This is a genomic window from Arthrobacter sp. AIWTK1 (genome assembly GCF_056680535.1).
This window is the reverse complement of the sequence record NZ_CM155287.1, coordinates 4,272,345-4,288,593: the sequence shown is the minus strand read 5'-3', so window position 1 is coordinate 4,288,593 and position 16,249 is coordinate 4,272,345. Positions and strand designations below refer to the sequence as shown.

The window sequence follows — 16,249 nt, the reverse complement described above, 5'->3', positions numbered from 1 at the left end:
CCCTGAAGAAACCCGGAGGAAAGGCCCGCTGGAATGGAACTGCTGATTGGACAGATGTTTGCCGGACTCAGTCTCGGCTCGGTGCTGCTGCTGGCCGCGCTGGGGCTGTCGCTGACCTTCGGCCAGATGGGGGTCATCAACATGGCCCACGGTGAGTTCATGATGGCCGGTGCGTACACGGCCTTCGTCGTGCAGCGGACCATCTCCGACGCCGGCGTCTCACTGCTGGTTTCCATTCCGGTGGGCTTCCTCGTGGGAGGCCTGCTGGGGCTGGTGCTTGAGGCTGTCCTCCTGCGCCGGATGTACCACCGGCCGCTGGATACCCTGCTGGTCACCTTCGGGGTGGCCCTCATCCTGCAGCAGGCTGCCCGGGACATCTTCGGCGCCCCGAGCGTGGATGTCCGGGCACCGGCCTGGCTGCAGGGAAACATCGAACTGCTGGGGGCCCCCATCCCGCTCACCCGGCTCTTCATCCTGCTGCTGTCCCTGGTCTGCCTGGCCGGACTGGCCCTCATCCTGAAGGCGACGCCGCTGGGGCGCCGCATCAGGGCGGTGGTCCTCAACCGGGACCTGGCCGAAACCAGCGGCATCTCCACCCGGCGCACGGACCAGCTGACGTTCTTCATCGGATCGGGCCTCGCCGGAGTGGCGGGCGTGGCCGTCACGCTGATCGGCTCCACCAGCCCATACCTCGGCACCAACTACATCGTGGACGCCTTCCTGGTGGTGGTGGCCGGCGGAGTCGGCCAGATCAAGGGGGCCGTCATCGCCGCCTTCGCCTTGGGCGTGCTGCAGTCCGTCTTTGAGTTTTCGACGACGGCCAGCATCGGCAAGGTCCTGATCCTGGTGCTGATCGTGGTCTTCCTGCAGCTGCGGCCGCAGGGCATCTTCAGCCTCAAGACAAGGAGCCTGGCATGAGCACCTTCCTGCAATCCCGGTGGGCCGTGCTGGCCGGCTTCGCCGCTGGCGCGGTGCTGCTGCTCGTGGTGGCTCCCGCTGCGCTCTCGGTCTTCAACCTGGCCCTACTGGGGAAGTTCATCTGCTTCGCGATCGTGGCGGTGGGGATCGGACTGGCGTGGGGTCGCGGCGGCATGCTGACCCTTGGCCAGGGGGTGTTCTTCGGCCTCGGCGCCTACATCATGGCCATGCACCTCAAGCTGGCGGACGCCTCCCTCTTCGGCGGGTCCGGCGTGCCGGACTTCATGTCGCTGTATGGCAGCGGCGAGGTGCCCGGGTGGTGGGAGCCGTTCCGGAGCCCGGTGGTGACCCTCATCGCCGTCGTCCTTGTCCCGGGGCTGGTGGCGCTCGTCCTGGGGCTCGCCGTCTTCAAACGGCGGGTCAAGGGCGCCTATTTCGCGATCCTCAGCCAGGCGCTGGCAGCCGCTTTCGCCGTGTTCCTGATCGGCCAGCAGGCAACCACCGGCGGCTCCAACGGCCTCAGCGGCTTCCGGTCCTTCTTCGGGTTCGACCTGAAGGACCCCTCCAACAAGCTCATGCTGTATTCGATCGCTGCCGTGGTGCTGCTGCTGGCCCTGGCGGCGGCGCGGCAGCTGATGCGCAGCCGGTTCGGCGAACTCCTGGTCGCGGTCCGGGACCAGGAAGAGCGGGTCCGGTTCCTGGGGTACGACCCCGCCACCATCAAGACCGTGACCTACGTGATCGCAGCCGTCATGGCGGGGATCGCCGGTGCCTTGTTCGTACCCATCGTGGGGATCGTCTCGCCGGCCGATGTGGGCGTCATCCCGTCCATCGCCTTCCTGATCGGCGTGGCAATCGGCGGCCGGGCCACCCTCCTGGGCCCGGTCCTGGGAGCCCTCAGCGTAGCCATTGCGCAGACCAGCCTGGCGTCCACCTTCCCGTCGTTCTGGGTCTATTTCCAAGGCCTGCTCTTCGTGCTGGTCATCGGGTTCATGCCCGGCGGCCTCGCCTCGCTGCCGCGGCTCATCTCGCAGCTGAAACAGCGCCGGACAGACCAGCGCAGCACGGCGCCTGCCCCCGCGGCGACCCCGGACTCCGCAACGGCACCAACCACCATCCCGGAAGGGGCAAGCCGATGACCACCCCCACGCTGCTGCCCGACGGCGAACCACAGGCCGGCGGCCTCCGCCACGGCCGGCCCAAGTACCTCGAGGTCCGCGACCTTACGGTGGCCTTCGACGGCTTCGTCGCCGTGGACAAGGTCAACCTCGACGTCACCCAGGGCGACCTGCGGTTCCTGATCGGACCCAACGGGGCCGGCAAGACCACCATCATTGATGCGATCACCGGGCTGGTTCCGGCCACCGGGTCCGTGAACCACACCGGCACCGAGATCCTGGGCCGGAAAGTCCACAAGATCGCGCGGCTGGGGGTGGGCCGGACGTTCCAGACGGCCAGTGTCTTTGAAAACCTCTCAGTCCTGCAGAACCTGGACATCGCCGCCGGCCCGGCCCGGAAGGCCCGCCAGCTGCTGAGGAGGCGGAAGGGCGTGGACCCTGCCGTGCAGGAAGCCCTGAAGATCATCGGGCTGGACAAGGCCGCGGACAAGCAGGCGGGAACCCTGGCGCACGGGCAGAAGCAATGGCTGGAAATCGGCATGCTGCTGGTCCAGGACTCGGATGTGCTGCTCCTGGACGAACCCATCGCCGGAATGAGCCAGGACGAGCGTGACGAAACCGGGCAGCTGCTCCGCCGGATCGCCGCAAGCCGCATCACGCTGGTGATCGAACACGATATGGACTTCGTCCGGGAGTTCGCCACCTCCGTGACAGTCCTCGCAGCGGGGAAGGTCCTGAGCGAAGGCAGCGTGGCACAGGTCCAGGCGGACAAGAAAGTCCAGGAAGTCTACCTCGGGACCGCCGGAATGGAAGGGCACTGATGCTGCAAATTACGGACCTGCAGACCGGTTACGGGCGCACCCAGGTCATTTCCGGAGTGGATATCACCGTCCCTGACGGGTCACTGGTTTCGATCCTGGGTCACAACGGAGCCGGGAAGACCACGCTGCTGCGTGCCGTCGTCGGGCTCCTCAAGCCCACCCGCGGCACCATCACCCTGGACGGCGAGGACATCTCCGCCCTCCGGCCGCACCAGCGGGTGGCACGCGGCATGGCCTACGTCCCGCAGGGCCAGCAGTCGTTCGGACAGCTGACCGCGCTGGAGAATCTCCAGCTCGTGGCTGACGGACGCCGGAACGCCAAGGAACGCGTGGCCGAGGCGCTGGACATGTTTCCGGCGCTGCACCCGCTGCTGGCCCGCCGGGCCGGCCTCCTGTCCGGCGGCCAGCGGCAACAGCTTGCCATCGCCCGGGCGCTGATCACCGAACCCACGCTGCTCATCCTGGACGAGCCCACCGAAGGGATCCAGCCCAATGTCGTGGCCGAAATCCAGGAAACCATCATCAAGCTGTCCCAGCGCAGCGGGATGCGGGTCCTGCTGGTGGAACAGCACATCGGCTTTGCGCTGAACGCCGCGGACAGCTACTACGTGCTGGCCGCCGGCCGGGTGAGCTCCCGTGGCACCGGTGGAGCGGAATCCGCCGGGCAGGTCCGTGAAGCGATGCTGATCTGAGCGGGCCGCCGCAGGGGAGCGGGACGCCGGACTGAGTACCCGCGCGGGGACCCGGAGGGCCCGGCCGGCAGAATAGAGTACACACTACTCGTGACGGACCGCGGACCCAGCGGCTTGAATGGACCACAGCTTGGTCTCACAGCTTGGTCTCTGGTCTCTGGGGGTTTTACTCATGTGTGTTTTGTGCGTTCCCATGGTGTCTTGTCCGCGCCCTGCCATGCAGGGCGGCGTCCGATGAGCGCGGGGATGGAATCCGTTGCCCTGTTCGCCGGATCGATGGCCGGGTTGGTCATCCTGTCCCTGGGGCAGGCCATGGTGGTGGCTTGTCTCTGTTTTGACATGGTCCGGGCACTGTCCGTGCCCAGGTCCCACCGGCGCTATGTGGCCAGCACCGTCTTCCGGACGCTGGCCCTGCCGTCGGTCCTCGTCATGGGCGTCAGCGTGCTGGTTGACGCCGTGTTCTGGTCGTGGATGGACGTTGCCATGGGTGTCTTCGTCATCGTGATGATCATCTTCCGCCTGCATCACGACAAGGACGAGGACAACTGGTGGAAGGGCAAGGGCAAGAAACTCGCCCGCTGGGCCCGGAAACAGTTGTCCTCGGGACGTTCCCTGGCCCCGGTCATGGGCTGACGGGCAGCCCCCGGCGCCAGTTCCGAACCGGGGACCCGGTCCCCGTCAGTCGTTGAAGAGGCCGGCCAGGTCCTCGGCCGTCAGGGAACCGCCGGAAAGCGCATCGCCCTCCATGACATCCGCGAACAGCTGCGACTTCTTGGCCTTCAACGCCATGACTTTTTCCTCGATGGTGTCCTTGGCAACCAGCCGGTAGACCATGACGTTGCGGGCCTGGCCGATCCGGTGGGTACGGTCCACCGCCTGCGCCTCGGAAGCCGGGTTCCACCAGGGATCCAGCAGGAAGACATAGTCCGCCTCGGTCAGGTTCAGGCCGAAGCCGCCGGCCTTCAGGCTGATCAGGAAAACGGGGGCCGAGCCGTTCTTGAACTCGTTCACTACGTCCGAACGGTTGCGGGTCCCGCCGTCGAGATAGCAGAATTCGATCTTCTCCTCGATCAGCCGTTCACGGACCTTGCCCAGGAAACCGGTGAACTGGCTGAAAATCAGGGCCCGGTGCCCCTCGGCGACCAGGTCCTCCAGCTGCTCGAAAAGCACGTCCAGCTTGCTGGACCGGACCCCGGACAGGGAGGGGTCCACCAGCGATGCGTCCAGGCTGAGCTGGCGGAGCAGGGTGAGCGACTGGAAAATGGTGAAGCGGTTCTTGTTGACGTCTTCAATGAGGCCCAGGATCTTCTGGCGCTCCCGCTGCAGGTGGGTCTGGTACACCTTCTGGTGCCGCGGGTTCAGCACCACCTCAAGGATCTGCTCCTGCTTGGGCGGCAGGTCGTGGATGACCTGTTCCTTGGTGCGGCGCATCATGAGCGGACGGACACGACGGCGGAGCTTGTCCAGCTGCCCCTTGTCGCCGTTCTTTTCCACCGGCTTCTGGTAGTACTCGGCGAACCTCTTGGGACTCGCGAACAGGCCCGGCGCCACAATCGAGGTCAGCGCCCAGAATTCCATCAGGTTGTTTTCCAGCGGCGTGCCGGTGATGGCCAGCTTGAACGCAGCCGGCAGCTTGCGCGCGCACTGGTAGGCCTTGGACTGGTGGTTTTTGACGAACTGCGCCTCGTCCAGCACCAGGGCGGCCCACTCCCGCGAGGCATACGCCTCGTAGTCGATCCGGAACAGGGCGTAGGAGGTAATCACGATGTCCGCGCCGGCCATGGCCTCGGCCGGGTCCACCCCGTTCTTCGCGAACGTTTCGCCGATGGCGCGGACGGTCAGTCCGGGAGCGAACCGCGCGGTTTCGGCTTCCCAGTTGCCCACCACGCTGGTGGGGGCCACCACGAGAAAGGGTGCGGCGCCGTCGGCCGCTGTCCCCTCAGGCGCTGTCCCCTCAGGCGCGGCGGCTTCCTTGGCAGCACAGACCAGTGCGAGGGCCTGGACGGTTTTGCCCAGGCCCATGTCGTCCGCCAGCACCCCGCCCAGCCCGTGCTTGTAAAGGAAGCTGAGCCAGTTGAAGCCTTCCAGCTGGTACGGGCGAAGCTCGGCGTTCAGGGTCGCCGGCAGGGGCAGCCCCTTGATGCCGCCTTCCAGCAGCCCGCCCACGGCCTCGCGCCAGGCGGCGGCCTGCTCGTCCACAACGCCGAGGTGTGCCAGTTCGTCCCAGAGCCCGGCCTGGAACCGGCTGATCTGCAGAGGCGCGTCCTTGTTGTCCTGGAGGGAACGGGCCTCCTCGATCAGGGCCCGCAGCTGATGGAGTTCCTGAAGGTCCAGCGAGAAGTAGGCGCCGCTGGGCAGGAGCATCTTCGTCTGGCCGGCGGCAAGGGCGGAGAACACGGCAGCGAAGGAAACGGGCTGGCCTTCGAGGGAGATCTGGATCCCGAGATCGAACCAGTCTCGCTGGTCCGTGGCCTTGGTGGAGATGGCCACCACGGGGGCTTCTTCGGCCTCCCGGTAGTCGGCGATCTCACCTGAGGTGTCCACCACCACGTCCGGGGTGTTGCGGAGCCGGGGGAGCACTTCCTCGGTAAAGGCAAGGGTGTCCAGGCCGCTCAGTTCGGCCGAGGCGGCCAGCCGCGGAGTGCCCCAGCCGCCGGTGGCGGATTCACCCAGCTTGGGGACAACTTCCCAGGGCTGCCCCACGGCCTCGAGGATGCGGGCCTCCGAGGGGTCGTCACGGTAGCCGTGGTCGCCCGGGTGCCGCCACAGCGGCTGTGCCGTGACCAGGTTCCCTGACGTGTAGTGCCATTCCCAGTGCAGCCGGACTTTGTGGTCGGCGCCGTAGTTGGCCAGCAGGGACAAGGTGGGCACGGCCAGCGTGGGCAGCTCCACGGACTCGTCCGACGCCGTGACGCGGGCTGCCTGCTTGAGCTTGGGGTAGAAGCCGGTGAGGAAGCGGGTCTCGTCCCGCGCCGGAATGTGCAGGGTGCTGCCGGCCGTGACGAACGTCAGGAGTTCCTCGCTGAGGCCGCTTTCCAGGGGAGCCAGCGTGATGATCGATCCGTTGCCCGTGCCGGGAAGGGCGTCCGCTCCGGACGTCAGGAAGATCCCGTGCGCCGGCCGGCCGATCGTCCCCACGGACGCCGGATCAACCACTTCCCCTTCAACGGTGATGGTGGGAGCAAGCGTCAGCCCGCCGTCGTCGGACGTTTTCACGGTTGCGACGGCGGCAGGTGCGGCGGCAGGTGCGACGGCGGCAGGTTCGACGGCGGGAACGGCGCCGGCACCGGAGCCTGTCTCCCCGCCGGACATGCCGAAACGGGTCAGGTTAAGCCCCACCGAGGCCGGCTCCTCCACGAACCGGACGGGCTCCTGGCTGCCGGCGTGGACCAGCGCGACGCCGATCTTCCGGGCCTGGGCCAGCAGGCTCCACAGGTTCTTCCCGGCGTAGGTGTTCAGCCCCAGCCAGGGCGCGGTGGAATTGTGCTGCCGGTTGGCGAGCGCGGTGTGGGACGCGAGGAATTCCTGCATCCACTCCACGTGGGCCTCGTTGCATTCACGCCGGTAATTCAGGTAGCTCAGGGTGTTCCAGGAGACGTCGCCCCGGATCCACTTTCCTTTGGCGCCCATGATCACGGGGCGCGCCTTGAGCTGGCGGACACTGCGGAGCGGATCACGCCGGCCGGTGTAGGAAAAGTGCGGGGCCGGCTCTTCAATGTCGAACTGCAGCGCCAGCGGGATGCCGTTGGTGGACGGGGTGATTCCCGGCCGGGCAATCAGCGGGCCCAGCGCCTGCTCCCAGTCCGGCATATCCTGCGCCAGGGGTTCGCGGGACAGGCGGGTGGCCTCGGCCGGGGCCAGGAGCTGGACGCGGATGGCCGGGCTGTCCTCGGCCGCGAACAGCAGCGCGGCCACATGCTTGCAGTCCTTGCGCACCGGGCAGCTGCACACTCCCACCGTGCAGCTCCAGCCGCCCGCCTTGCGGACCAGCTTCGCGGTGGTTGAATAGGGCGCGTCCGAGCCGCCGCGGACCTTGCCGAGCATCAGCCCGGTGGCGGCATCAAAAGAGATCCCCGAGACCCGGCTGCCCATGGCGTAGGCGAGTCCGGCCGCGAGGGAGCGGTCGTTGATCGCGGGGGTCTGTATTGCCAGTGCCGCACTCTCGTCCGGTTGGGATGGCATGGTGCGCGCTACTTTCAGCAGGTCAAAAATCTGCAGGTTATCTGATCCATCTTACCGAGCCGGAAGAGGCCCTGAAACTTCGCCCAACGTTCAACTCCGCCTCAACCTGCGGACCGGTCCGGCGAATAGCGTGAAAGGGTCCTGAGCACCACCCGCTTTCAGCAGTGAGGATTTCCCATGAGCACCGGTCAGACCGCCAGCAAGCACCCCGTCGTCCTGGCAATCGACAGCACCGAGGCAGCCAACGAGGACGTTGTCGACTCCAACGTGACCGTGGTCAACGCCATGTACGCGGAGCTCCTCGACGCCCCGGAAATCGCGCCGAACGCCCTGCGCAGCTACTACGTCGACTTCTACCTCACCCAGGCGCTGGCCGGAGGCTTCGCCCAGTACGTCTTCACGGTTCCGGAACGCGAAGAGATCGACGCCTACGTCCGCGAAGGCCTGGAAGGCATGGGTGCCGTTGCCCACCTGGCGCTGTTCAACCGCACCGCCGCGGCCTTCGACGCGCTCTCCGAGGACGACGCCGACGCTTACCTAGACGGGGACGCAGATGGGGACGCGCTGGGGGACGCCGACGGGGAAGCGCTGGGAGACGCCGACGGTGAGACCGCCACCCCGGAGGCGGTCAGGGACCTCGAAGAGCTCGACGACGCCTTCGAGTCGCTGCTGGAGACCGAGGACATCCTGGCCCTCAATGCCAACTGGCTCCGCGGCCAGGACGGCCTGCTGCTCCTGGACGATGAGCAGTTGGAACTGCACATCGCCGAGCGCGTGGCGCAGATCCCCAACCTCGCCGAACGCCAGGCCGAGGCGGCGGAGGAGGCCCTGGAGAACGCGCCGGAGTTCGAACTGATCATCCGCGAACTGTGCGACGTCGCCGGCCAGGAGCTGCAGAAAATCACCATGGGCGATCCCAACTACGAGCACAACGGCGAGACCGTCCTCGCTTGGCACTTCACCACGGACCGGGGTGATTTCATCATGGTGGAAGAGGACGAGGAGGCCTACATGATCAGCCCCGCAACAAAGGAGATCGTTGCCGCTGTGGAGTTCGAAGAGGCCGACGCCTAGGGTCCCCGCACAACCCCGGACGGGTCGCCGGGGGACATCTGAAGGACACCCGGCGGCAACGCGGCCGTGCGCCACCTGTAAAATTGAGCGAAATCAGACCAACATGCACAAACGCCGGCGCCGGCTTATACCGGCGCCGGCGTTTCTGCATCACGATGATCGGTGGACATGTCGCTCAGGTTTCTTCCCAGCAAACTCACGCCACGGGCCCTGTGGGCCGCGGTGGCCGCTGCCTTGGCGCTCGTGCTGGTGGCGGTGGCCATGGTGGTGGGTTCGGGGCCGAAGCCTGAGGCGGCCGGGCCTGCGGATGACGCACTGGCCGACGTCGCTGACGCCCAGGCCGAGGCCAAGAAAAACTCCGGCCACTATGGCTCGTTCTGGCTGGCAGGAGGAGACCGCAGCCTCGAAAACCTGGCGCGTCCGTTGCGGACCGACGGCGTCTCGGACCTGCGTGCCATTGAATGCGCCGACGGATGGGTTGCCGCCGTCCGGGTGGGGGAGGACGTCTTCACCCGTTCCAGCGGGCAGGACTCCGGTGTACAGGCAAAGGCAGTGCGGGCAGGGGCCGCGGGCATTCCCCGCCCGGACTGTGTCACACCTGTCGCGGTGGAGGCCATGCTGGCCGACCTGGGTGCCGGGCCGGAACTGCCCCTGCCGGCGGAGTCTGCGTTCGCCCGGCCGGACGGAGCCTCCTCCTACCGGCCCAGCTACCACATCACCCCGCGCGAAAACTGGATGAACGATCCCCAGCGTCCGTTCTGGCTGGACGGTCTCTGGCACTACTACTACCTCTACAACGCCGGCTACCCGGAGCAGAACGGCACTGAGTGGTACCACCTCACCAGCACCGACCTGGTCCACTGGAAAGACGAGGGCGTGGCCATTGAAAAGTACAAGAACGGCCTGGGCGACATTGAAACCGGCAGTGCCGTGGTGGATTACGAGAACTCAGCAGGGTTCGGCAAAGGCGCCGTCATCGCCGTCATGACCCAGCAGGACGACGGCGTCCAAAGGCAGTCGCTGTTCTATTCCACTGACAAGGGCTATTCGTTCAAGCCCTACGACGGGAACCCCGTGATGGACAACCCGGGGGAGCAGCACTGGCGCGACCCGAAGATCATCCGTGATGACGCGAACAACCAGTGGGTGATGGCCCTGGCGGAGGGTGAAAAGATCGGCCTGTACGCCTCGGCCAACCTGAAGGAGTGGCGCTACCTGTCAGGCTTTGAACGCAAGGGCCTGGGGATCCTTGAATGCCCCGAACTCTTCCAGCTCGACGTCGACGGCGATCCCGCCAAGAGGACCTGGGTGCTTGCTGCCAGCGCCAACGGGGCCGAGGAGGGAAAGTCCACCGGCGTCGCCTACTGGACCGGGACGTGGGACGGGACCCGCTTCGAGCCGTCGGACCAGAAGCACCAGTGGCTGGATGACGGCTCTGACTTCTATGCCGCAGTGACCTGGGACGACCCCCGGCTCACCGACGCCCAGCGCATGGGGTCGCGCCACGCCATCGCCTGGCTGAACAACTGGGCCTACGCACGCAAACTGCCTACCGAAGACTGGCACGGCGGCGCCGACACCGTGGTGAGGGATATCCGGCTGAAGACAGTCTCCGGAAAGCCCACGCTCGTCTCCACGCCCACCACTGCGTTGAAGTCGCTGGAAGGGGAGACTGCCACCGTGGAGGACCGGAAACTGACGCCGGACGGCGCAGCCGGGCTTCCCGCGACGAGCCATCCCGCTTCGGCGGGCGGGGCGTACCGACTCGACCTGACGCTCGAACGCGCGGCGGGCGACGACGGCTCCGAGGCCAAGGTGGAGCTGCTGGCCGAAAACGGGGTCTTCGCCACGGTGGGCTATGACTTCGCATCGGAAACCGCCTTCGTCTCCCGGGACGGCGCGGCCAGGGAAACTGCCGGACTCGCGCCCGACTACGGCGTGCTCCGGCGGGCGGCCTCCGCACCCCGCGAGGGCCGTGTCCAGCTGACCGTCTACGTGGACTACAGCTCTGTGGAAGTGTTCGTCAACGGCGGCGAACGGACCTTATCGTCACTGGTTTTCCCCGCCGGGGCACCCAAGGGGCTGAAGGCGCTGGCCAAGGACGGGACGCTGACGCTGAAGTCCTTCAGCTACACGCCGATGGCCGCCGCGTCCTGATCGGCCCCGTGATGATCGGACCGGTCCTGGGCCGCCCCGTCCTGCGCCGCCCGAAGTTCGTCGAGCGTGGGGGGGTTGGCGCCGGGACGGCTTACCGTGATGGCGGCCGCCGCCGATGCTGTCCGGCCGATGGCCTCAAGCACGGAAGGGGCCAGCCCGGCGGTGCCGCGGGTCAGCAGCCCCAGGATCAGGGCGGCCATGTACGAGTCCCCCGCGCCGATGGTGTCCGCTACGGACGTGGTCACGGACGGAATATGGAGGCTGCCCTCAGCTGCTCGGAGCAGTGACCCCTCGGCTCCGGCCGTGATGACAGCCAGTCCGGTACCCAGGGCCAGGATCCTCTCCGCCGTCTGCTCCAGGTCCTGCCCCGGGTACAGCCAGTGGGCGTCTTCGTCGCTGAGCTTGACGACGTCGGTCAGGGGGACGAGTTCCTCGAAGAGGGACTTCGCTTCACGGTGGCTGCCGAGCAGGGCCGGCCTGATGTTGGGGTCGTAGGTGACCATGCAGTCCCGGTGTGCCTGCTCCAGCAGGGTCCGGACGGCGGCGGCGCCGGGTGCCAGGAAGGTGGCGATCGAGCCGGTGTGAAGGACCTTCGGGAAATAGGCCGGCGCCAGTGGCTTCAGCCGCCAGTCAATGTCGAAGACGTAGCTGGCCGAACCGTCCGCGGCAATTGTGGCCGTTGCCGAGGCAGTGCGTTCGAGGGAACGGGCCCCCGGCAGGAGCACCACTCCCGCGCTGGACAGATGGGCTTCGATCGCCGCCCCGCGGGCGTCGTCGCCGATTGCCGTCAGCAGCCCGGCGCTGACTCCCAGGCGACCGAGCCCGTAGGCGACGTTGGCCGGCGAGCCGCCGGGGTGCTCCACGTTGCCGTCGGGACGGCTGACGACATCGATCAGCGCCTCGCCGACGACGACGACATCGAGGCTTTCGGCAGTGGAGGGATGCGAACCGGAGTTGAACATTTGGTCTCTTTCGTGGACGGAGTTGGGGATACTGCGGGGGCGTTAGGCCGTGGCCGCGCCGGTCATGATGGCCACCGCGTCGGTCATGCTGTGGGACTGAGGTGTGATGGTGGCCGCGCACTTGCCTAGCCGCTGGATGTGGATGCGGTCCGCGACATCGAACACGTGCGGCATGTTGTGGCTGATCAGGATCACGGGGAGCCCGCGGTCCCGCAGGTCCCGGACCAGTTGCAGAACCTGGTTGGATTCGCGCACGCCGAGCGCCGCCGTCGGCTCGTCCAGGACCACCACCTTGGAGCCGAACGCCGCAGCCCGGGCTACGGCGACGGCCTGGCGCTGGCCACCGGAAAGGTTTTCCACCGGCACTGTCACGTCCTGCAGTGTCGAAATGCCCAGCCGGGTCAGCTCTTCCTTGGCCTTGCGGCGCATGCCTTTGGTGTCGAGGACGCGGAAGATCTTGCCGAGCGGCCCGGGCAGGCGTTCCTCTCGGCCCAGGAAGAGGTTGGAGGCCACGTCGAGTGCCGGGGACACCGCGAGGTTCTGGTAGACCGTTTCGATGCCGTGCGCTCGGGCGTCCTGCGGGCGTTTGAAGTGGACCTGCTTGCCGGAAACCATGAGTTCGCCCGAGTCCGGAATCTCGGCGCCGGTGAGGCATTTGATGAGCGTGGACTTTCCGGCGCCGTTGTCACCGATGATGGCCAGGACTTCGCCGGGGTACAGGTCGAGGCTGACCCCGTCCAGGCCCACTACGCGGCCGAAGGTCTTGACCAGGTTCCTAGCCTGCAGGATGGGCTGGCGGAGCCCGGTGTTGGCAGGCTGGAATTGGGTGGCAGTCATGATTTCACCTTTCGGATCCACTGGTCGATGGACACAGCGAGGATGATGAGGACGCCCACGGCGAGGGTCTGGTAGAGCACATCCAGGCCGGCCAGCGACAGGCCGTTGCGGAACACACCGACGATCAGGGCGCCCAAAAGGGTTCCCCAGACGGACCCGCGGCCGCCGAAGAGGCTGGTTCCGCCGATGACGACGGCGGTGATGGAGTCCAGGTTCAGGTCCACGCCGGCGTTGGGGCTGGCGGCGTTGGTCCGGCCGATCTGGATCCAGGCGCCGATGGCCAGGACGGCGCCGGCGGCGAGGTAGACGCTCATGAGGACTTTGTTTACGGCGATACCGGCCAGCCGGGCGGCTTCCTTGTCGTCGCCCACGGCGTAGACGTGCCGTCCCCAGGCGGTTTTGCCGAGGATGAACGCGATGGCGATGTAGAGCAGCAGCATCACGACGACGCCGGTGGAGATCCGCACCGGGCCCACCGGGAAGGTGGTTCCGGTCCAGGTCAGCATGTCCGGCATTGCGGAGCCGCGCACGGTCGTCCCGCTGGAGTAGAGAAGTGTCAGTGCGATGAAGATGTTCAGTGTGCCCAGGGTGACGATGAACGGGGGGAGCCGGAACCTGGTGACCAGGAACCCATTCAGGGCTCCGGCCGCGAGTCCGATGACCAGGCCTGCGAGCAGCGCGACGGGCGCGGGGAGTCCGTTGTTGACGGCAAGTTGGGCCACGACCATGGAGGAGAGGATCATGACGGCCCCAACGGAAAGGTCGATGCCTGCCGTGAGGATAATGAGGGTCTGGGCGATGGCCAGGGTGCCGACGACGGAGACCTGCTGGGTAATCAGGGAGAGGTTTTCAACCCGTAGGAACCTGTCATTGAGCAGTCCGAACACGACCACCGCAATGAGCAGGACGAGGGCAGGGCTGACGGCGGGGTAACGGTGGAGGATGTTGCGTATCCGGCTAAGCGGCGTCTGCCGGTCGAGGAATTCCTCCGCCAGGTCGGCATGCCCGGCGCTGGGCGGGCCGGCGGTCTGTTGCTGGGTCACGATAGGTCCTGATCTTCGATGATGGTTGCTAGCTCGTAGCTAGCTCGGGAGATGAAGTGCGGGGCGGCCCGACGGGCTCCGACCTCCCCGCACTCAGTGAAACAGGGTGGCTACTTTCCCCAGCAGATATCGGATGCCGCGGTGGTGGTGATGCTCTTGATGCCGTCGGCCGGCTTGTCAGTGACGAGTTCGACACCGGTGTTGTAGAAGTCCAGGCCCTCGGAGTTGGCGGGCTTCTTGCCGGTCTTGGCCAGGTCAACAATGGCCTTCACGCCCAGTTCGGCCATTTTGACCGGGTACTGCTGTGCAGTGGCGCCGATGACACCTGACTTGACGTTGTTGACGCCGGTGCAGCCGCCATCAATGGAGACGATGAGGACGTCCTTTTCCTTGCCGGCGGACTTCAGTGCCTCGAAGGCGCCTGCAGCGGCAGGTTCGTTGATGGTATAGACAACGTTGATGTTCGGGTTCTTGGCGAGGAGGGTTTCCATGGCCGTGCGGCCGCCGTCCTCGTTGCCCTGGGACGCCTGGCTGCCGACGATCTCGTAGTCGCCGCCCTTGCCGCCGGTGTACTTGCCGGTCTTGGCCTCGTCGCCGTTCTTCTTCGCGTCGGCGGTGTCGATGCCGAGTCCGGTGAGGAAGCCCTGGTCGCGGTTGTAGTCGACCGAGACAATCTTGTCGTCGAAGAGGTCCACGAGGGCGATGGTGGCTTTCTTGCCGCCGAGCTGGGCCGCGGTCCACTTGCCGATGAGTTCACCGGCGGCGAAGTTGTCCGTGGCGAAGGTGATGTCAGCCGCATCCGCCGGGTCCGGTGGAGTGTCCAGTGCGATGACGAAGAGCCCGGCGTCCTTGGCCTTCTTGAGGGCGTCGACGACGGACGGGCCGTTGGGGGTGATCAAGATGCCCTTGTCGCCCTTGGAGATGGCGTTTTCGATGGCCTGGATCTGAGTGTCCTCGTCGCCGTCGGCCTTGCCGGCAGCCAGCTTGAGGTCCACGCCGCCGGATTCGGCGGCCTTCTTGGCGCCGTCCTGCATGGAGACGAAGAACGGGTTCGAGGTGGTCTTGACGATCAGCGAGACGCCGATCTTGTCCGACGACGAACCGCCGGTGGAGCCGGTGGAGGAGGTGTTTCCGCCGCACGCCGTCAGGCTGAGCGTGCCGAGCGTCAGGACGGCGCCGAGGGCGAACAAGCGGGTAGCGACGGTCCGTGGGGCTGTGGAACTCAACATTGAATCTCCTGTTTCCGTGGCACGAGTTGTGCCTGACAACGATGTCATGGAACATGTAACCAAGCTCACAAGTTACAGTCAAGGGATAAATCGATAATGAAGGACGAGGTTTGACAACGATGTCTAATCGTTACCAGGCAGAGGCGACGCAGGGCAGGCCCACAATGCGCCATGTGGCGGCGCTGGCCGGGGTTGGCATCAAGACGGTGTCGCGCGTCATGAACGATGAACCGGGCGTATCCGAGTCCACCCGGCTCCGGGTACTCAGGGCCTCCCAGCAGCTCAACTACCAGCTGGACATGGCCGCGGGAAGCCTCCGGCGGACCGGGCGGCAGACGCTGAGCATAGGCCTGCTGCTGCCCAGCGTGTCCAACCCATTCAGCGGAGAGATCCACCGGGCGCTGGAGGACTCACTCGCTGAACGCGGGATCGCGGTGTTCGCCGCCAGCCTGGACGACGATCCCCAGCGTGAGAAAGCACTTGTCGCCGCATTCCTGGGCCGGCGGGTGGACGGCCTGGTGCTGACGCCGATTGCCAAGAGCCAGGCATACGTCATCCCGGGGCACTCCCGGGACCTGCCCATGGTGTTCATCGACCGCGAACCCGTAGGCATCGACGCCGATGCCGTGGTGACGGACAATGCAGTCGGTGCCGCTACAGCGGCCTCTCATCTGCTGGCCCACGGGCACAGGAAGCTCGCCTACCTGGGCGACCGCACCGAAATCCAGACGGCGCGGGAGCGGAGGCAGGGATTCATCGAGGAACTCGGGAGGGCCGGCCTCGCCACGTCAGCTGTTCCCGTCCGCGAAGGACTGCATGACGAGGAGTCGGCGCGGCTGGCGGCACGGGAGCTCCTGGCCTCCGACGACCCGCCCACCGCCATTTTTTCCAGTCAGAACCTGGTTACTTTTGGAGTGATGAGGGCGCTCAAGGAGCTGGGTGCCAGCAAACGCGTGGCGCTGGTGGGGTTCGACGACTTCACTCTGGCGGACATGATGGAACCGGGGATCACCGTTATTGCCCAGCACCCGGAGCGGATAGGCAAGCTCGCTGCGGAGCGCCTGCTGGCCCGCATCGACGGCGACCGGATTGCCCCCACAACATACATCGTGCCGTCGGAACTCATCCGGCGGGGGTCCGGTGAGATCCCGCCGTCCTGAGCAACCGGCCTCGTCCACCTTTGCCTTGCCCAACAGAGCCCAAATGCAAACACATC

General features: G+C 66.5%; 13 protein-coding genes. 8 read left to right on the top strand and 5 right to left on the bottom strand.

Translation table 11 applies throughout. The features are described 5' to 3' along the window. The first annotated feature begins 33 nt into the window (after nt 1-33). The 5 genes from urtB to AC1MDG_RS19630 all read left to right on the top strand — a co-directional run bounded on the left by urtB (nt 34) and on the right by AC1MDG_RS19630 (nt 4,182). Nucleotides 34-918 (top strand): urea ABC transporter permease subunit UrtB, encoded by an 885-nt coding sequence (gene urtB / locus AC1MDG_RS19650; RefSeq protein WP_479806218.1) that lies wholly within the window; start codon nt 34-36, stop codon nt 916-918. Continuing rightward, nucleotides 915-2,057 carry an urea ABC transporter permease subunit UrtC gene (gene urtC / locus AC1MDG_RS19645; RefSeq protein ID WP_479806216.1) on the top strand — a complete coding sequence of 381 codons (1,143 nt, stop codon included), beginning with the start codon at nt 915-917 and terminating at the stop codon, nt 2,055-2,057. The genes urtB and urtC overlap by 4 nt, the downstream gene beginning before the upstream one ends. Further along, nucleotides 2,054-2,857 carry an urea ABC transporter ATP-binding protein UrtD gene (gene urtD / locus AC1MDG_RS19640; RefSeq protein WP_479806214.1) on the top strand — a complete coding sequence of 268 codons (804 nt, stop codon included), beginning with the start codon at nt 2,054-2,056 and terminating at the stop codon, nt 2,855-2,857. Before urtC ends, urtD begins: the two co-directional genes overlap by 4 nt. Beyond that, nucleotides 2,857-3,549, top strand: coding sequence for an urea ABC transporter ATP-binding subunit UrtE (gene urtE / locus AC1MDG_RS19635; RefSeq protein WP_479806212.1), 693 nt, complete (start codon nt 2,857-2,859; stop codon nt 3,547-3,549). Before urtD ends, urtE begins: the two co-directional genes overlap by 1 nt. Before the next feature lie 234 nt (nt 3,550-3,783). Continuing rightward, nucleotides 3,784-4,182, top strand: coding sequence for a hypothetical protein (locus tag AC1MDG_RS19630; protein WP_479806210.1), 399 nt, complete (start codon nt 3,784-3,786; stop codon nt 4,180-4,182). Between the two features lie 45 nt (nt 4,183-4,227). On the opposite strand, the gene AC1MDG_RS19625 is transcribed toward AC1MDG_RS19630, so the two are convergent. Beyond that, nucleotides 4,228-7,731: a DEAD/DEAH box helicase gene (locus AC1MDG_RS19625; protein WP_479806208.1), complete on the bottom strand. Its 3,504-nt coding sequence runs from the start codon at nt 7,729-7,731 to the stop codon at nt 4,228-4,230. Between the two features lie 177 nt (nt 7,732-7,908). Between AC1MDG_RS19625 and AC1MDG_RS19620 the strand changes: the two genes are divergently transcribed. Further along, entirely contained in the window at nt 7,909-8,805 is an 897-nt protein-coding gene (locus tag AC1MDG_RS19620; RefSeq protein WP_479806206.1) for a DMP19 family protein, read from the top strand. Between the two features lie 168 nt (nt 8,806-8,973). Then, nucleotides 8,974-10,962, top strand: a complete 1,989-nt coding sequence (locus AC1MDG_RS19615; protein ID WP_479806204.1) for a glycoside hydrolase family 32 protein — start codon at nt 8,974-8,976, stop codon at nt 10,960-10,962. Here the strand turns inward: AC1MDG_RS19615 and AC1MDG_RS19610 are convergent. The 4 genes from AC1MDG_RS19610 to AC1MDG_RS19595 all read right to left on the bottom strand — a co-directional run bounded on the left by AC1MDG_RS19610 (nt 10,935) and on the right by AC1MDG_RS19595 (nt 15,033). Further along, entirely contained in the window at nt 10,935-11,924 is a 990-nt protein-coding gene (locus AC1MDG_RS19610; protein ID WP_479806202.1) for a carbohydrate kinase family protein, read from the bottom strand. The two genes, AC1MDG_RS19615 and AC1MDG_RS19610, sit on opposite strands and share 28 nt — an antisense overlap. A 42-nt stretch (nt 11,925-11,966) precedes the next feature. Next, complete coding sequence (locus AC1MDG_RS19605; protein WP_479806200.1) at nt 11,967-12,761, bottom strand: ATP-binding cassette domain-containing protein; 795 nt, start codon at nt 12,759-12,761, stop codon at nt 11,967-11,969. Then, nucleotides 12,758-13,804, bottom strand: a complete 1,047-nt coding sequence (locus AC1MDG_RS19600; protein WP_479806198.1) for an ABC transporter permease — start codon at nt 13,802-13,804, stop codon at nt 12,758-12,760. Before AC1MDG_RS19600 ends, AC1MDG_RS19605 begins: the two co-directional genes overlap by 4 nt. A gap of 110 nt (nt 13,805-13,914) precedes the next feature. Beyond that, nucleotides 13,915-15,033, bottom strand: a complete 1,119-nt coding sequence (locus tag AC1MDG_RS19595; RefSeq protein WP_479806196.1) for a substrate-binding domain-containing protein — start codon at nt 15,031-15,033, stop codon at nt 13,915-13,917. Between the two features lie 164 nt (nt 15,034-15,197). Here AC1MDG_RS19595 and AC1MDG_RS19590 point away from each other — a divergent pair, with 164 nt between their 5' ends. Continuing rightward, the gene (locus tag AC1MDG_RS19590) at nt 15,198-16,193 is read left to right on the top strand and encodes a LacI family DNA-binding transcriptional regulator (RefSeq protein ID WP_479809147.1); all 996 of its coding nucleotides are present in this window, start codon (nt 15,198-15,200) and stop codon (nt 16,191-16,193) included. Nucleotides 16,194-16,249: the final 56 nt, after the last annotated feature.